The sequence below is a fragment of the Actinophytocola sp. genome, from assembly GCF_045807065.1.
Taxonomy (GTDB): domain Bacteria; phylum Actinomycetota; class Actinomycetes; order Mycobacteriales; family Pseudonocardiaceae; genus Actinophytocola.
The window spans coordinates 1-3,396 of the sequence record NZ_JBJMIE010000020.1; the positions used below are offsets into that span (position 1 = coordinate 1).

A 3,396-nucleotide genomic window follows, 5' to 3' on the forward strand; every position below is an offset into this window, starting at 1 on the left:
CAGGTCGTCGAACACCTTCTCCAGCTCGATCGCGTTCTTCGAGCGGTCCTGCCGGATGACGTCGCCGGCCCTGATCGGGTCCTTCGTGGAACCGTCCGGAATGGACAGTTGGACGTACCGCTCGCCGAAGAGCGTCTTCGGCACCAGCAACGCGGTGACATCCTTGGGGATGCGCGAGAGCGTGTCCGGCTTCATGGCCAGCTCGACGTCCGCGCCGTCCTGGCCCGGGTTCACCGCCCGGACCGTGCCCACGACCACGCCGCGCGCCTTGACCTCGGAGGCCTTGTTGAGCTGGTTGCCGATCCGGTCCGTCTTCAGCGTGATGGTCACGTCGTCGGAGAACTTCTGCTGGTACACCGAGATGGCGAGCCATGCGAGCACGGCCATCACGACCAGGAACGCCACCCCCGCGGACCTACGCGCCAGCTTCCTCATCCGGCCACCTGCACCGTCGTGGTGGCGCCCCACAGGGCGAGGCTCAGGAACAGGTCGATCACGTTGACCGCGACCAGGGACGTGCGCACCGACCGGCCGACCGCCACACCCACCCCGGCCGGGCCACCGCTGGCGCGGAAGCCGTAGTAGCAGTGCGCCAGCACGACGACCACGCTGAACACCAGCACCTTGCCGAACGAGTACAGCACGTCGACCGGCGGTAAGAAGAGGTGGAAGTAGTGGTCGTAGGTGCCGGCGGACTGACCGAAGAACCAGATCGTGATCTGCCGCGACGCGATGTAGGAGGTCAGCAGGCCGATCGCGTACAGCGGGATGATCGCGACGAAGCCGGCGATGATCCGCGTGGTCACCAGGTACGGGATGCTCGGCACACCCATGACCTCCAGCGCGTCGATCTCCTCCGAGATCCGCATCGCGCCGAGCTGTGCGGTGAAGCCGCAGCCGACGGTGGCCGACAGCGCGATGCCGGCGACCAGCGGCGCGATCTCACGCGTGTTGAAGTAGGCCGAGATGAACCCGGCCAGCGCGGACGTGCCGACCTGGTTGAGCGCCGAGTACCCCTGCAGGCCGACGACGACGCCGGTGAACGCGGTCATGCCGACCATCACGCCGATCGTGCCGCCGATGACCGCGAGCGCACCGGAGCCGAAGCTGACCTCGGCCATCAGGCGCACGATCTCCTTGCCGTAGCGGCGGATCGCGCGGGGGATCCACGCGATCGCCTTCAGGAAGAAGAAGATCTGGTCGCCGAGGACGTCGAGGAACGTGAAGCGCCGGTCGACGGCGGCGATGAACCGGTTGTCGGCCTTGGGCCGCTCGTCCAGGAGCGCCATCTCACGCTCCCTTCGGCGGCACGAGCTGCAGGTACAGCGTCGTCAGGATGAGGTTGAGCAGGAACAGCAGCAGGAACGTGATCACCACGGACTGGTTGACCGCGTCCCCGACGCCCTTCGGGCCGCGGCCGGGGTTGAGGCCGCGGTAGGAGGCGACCACCCCGGCGACGAAGCCGAAGATCACCGCCTTGATCTCGGAGATCCACAGGTCCGGCAGCTGCGCCAGCGCGGAGAAGCTCGCCAGGTACGCGCCGGGCGTGCCGCCCTGCATGACCACGTTGAAGAAGTAGCCGCCGAGCACGCCGACCACGGACACGAGCCCGTTGAGGAACGCGGCCACGCCCATCGCGGCGAGCACGCGCGGCACGATGAGCCGCTGGACGGGGTTGACGCCCAGCACCTCCATCGCGTCGATCTCCTCGCGGATGGTGCGGGAGCCGAGGTCCGCGCACATGGCCGAGCCCCCAGCACCCGCGATGAGCAGGGCCGTCACGACCGGGCTGGCCTGCTGGATGATCGCGAGCACGCTGGCCGCGCCGGTGAACGACTGCGCGCCGATCTGCTGGGTCAGCGAGCCGAGGTGCAGTGCGATGACCGCGCCGAACGGGATCGCCACGAGCGCCGCCGGCAACAGCGAGACGCTCGCGATGAACCAGAACTGCCCGACGAACTCACGGAACTGGAACGGCCGCTTGAACGTGCAGCGGATGACGTCCAGACCCAACGCGTAGAGCCGACCGGTCTGCCGCATCGCCGCGGCCCCCGGAAAACCTTGCCTCATACTCACGCCGACCCCTCGCAGGCACCCTGTCGCCGCTCGCGGTCGCCCTGCGCCCGATGATTCGCTCCGCAAGCTCCACTCATAAGCCTGGTGCCCCGATTTGGTATCTCTGCCGGTCCTCGGCGTCCAGGCTGGAGAGGATGCCCCGCCGGGCGCCCGGCGGCAACGTGTGCATGATCCGCATGACGCGGTCCTTGCGGCGGCGCACGGCCTCGCGGTACGGCAGCCCGGGCGTCGGCTGGAGCTGTGGGACGACACCGCGGACGTCCTCGGTCGAGCCGTCGTGGTGGCCGGCCTCGGCGTGCGCCTGCTCCATGGCCATCGTGGCGTCGTCCTTCTCTTCCGACATGCCGATCGGGCCGATGCGCGACCCGTTGAGGAACTGTTTGACGGCCGGCTCCTCGCTGGTGAGCAGGACCTCGCGGGGACCGAACATGACCAGCTCGCGGCGGAACAGCATGCCGATGTTGTCCGGGACCGTGCGGGCGAGGTTGATGTTGTGCGAGACGATCAGGATCGTGGCGTCGACCTGCGCGTTCAGGTCGATGAGGAGCTGGGAGATGTAGCTGGTGCGCACCGGGTCGAGGCCGGAGTCCGGCTCGTCGACCAGGATGATCTGCGGGTCGAGGACGAGCGCGCGGGCGAGGCCGGCGCGTTTGCGCATGCCACCGGATATCTCGCCGGGGAGCTTCTTCTCCGCACCGGCGAGGCCGACCATCTCCATCTTGCCCAAGACGATGTCCCTGATCTCGCCTTCGCTTTTCCTGGTGTGCTCCCGCAGCGGGAACGCGATGTTGTCATACAGGTTCATCGAGCCGAACAGGGCACCGTCCTGAAACAGGACGCCGAACAGTTTTCGGGTCTCGTAGAGTTGGTGTTCGGAGCAACGCACCAGGTCAACGCCGTTGATGAGGATCCGACCGGTGTTCGGCTTCAACAGGCCAATCAGACATTTCAGGAAGACGGATTTCCCGGTGCCGGAGGGGCCCAGCATGACGCTGACCTCGCCCGCCGGCAGCGTGAGCGTCACGTCGTGCCAGATGCGCTGTCTACCGAAAGACTTCGAGAGATTTTCCACGACGACCTCAACTCCCAAAGGGCACCTCCGTTGGTGTCGAGGCCGTGCTTATCTACTGGCGAGTACGCTAACGAGCCGCGTCTCACCCAGCAAGATTCATTCAGTTTTTCGCACTCTGCTGACAATGTGAAAACGGGATTTTCTCTTTGGTTGAGCAAAACGCCGTCCACTACGCCGTTCGGTCTACTCCGATGCGCGGAACGGCATTTTCATGATCCATCATACGGCGGCAGAGAAGATCGAGAAGG

At 66.4% G+C, this 3,396-nt stretch carries 4 protein-coding genes; all 4 read right to left on the reverse strand.

Annotation, left to right across the window (positions count from 1 at the left end; all coding sequences use genetic code 11):
* Window positions 1–435 (reverse strand): MlaD family protein (locus ACJ73U_RS01250; protein WP_407775606.1); only part of this gene is annotated, 435 nt, incomplete at its 3' end.
* Window positions 432–1,289 carry an MlaE family ABC transporter permease gene (locus ACJ73U_RS01255; protein ID WP_407775607.1) on the reverse strand — a complete coding sequence of 286 codons (858 nt, stop codon included), beginning with the start codon at window positions 1,287–1,289 and terminating at the stop codon, window positions 432–434. The genes ACJ73U_RS01250 and ACJ73U_RS01255, both read right to left, overlap by 4 nt.
* Before the next feature lies 1 nt (window position 1,290).
* Entirely contained in the window at window positions 1,291–2,070 is a 780-nt protein-coding gene (locus tag ACJ73U_RS01260; protein WP_407775609.1) for an MlaE family ABC transporter permease, read from the reverse strand.
* A gap of 79 nt (window positions 2,071–2,149) precedes the next feature.
* Window positions 2,150–3,166, reverse strand: coding sequence for an ABC transporter ATP-binding protein (locus tag ACJ73U_RS01265; RefSeq protein WP_407775608.1), 1,017 nt, complete (start codon window positions 3,164–3,166; stop codon window positions 2,150–2,152).
* Window positions 3,167–3,396 lie beyond the last annotated feature (230 nt).

Coding starts and splice junctions, on each gene's coding strand:
- ACJ73U_RS01255 (WP_407775607.1), bottom strand. CDS start 1,289: ATGGCGCTCCTGGACGAGCGGCCCAAGGCCGACAACCGGTTCATCGCC.
- ACJ73U_RS01260 (WP_407775609.1), bottom strand. CDS start 2,070: ATGAGGCAAGGTTTTCCGGGGGCCGCGGCGATGCGGCAGACCGGTCGG.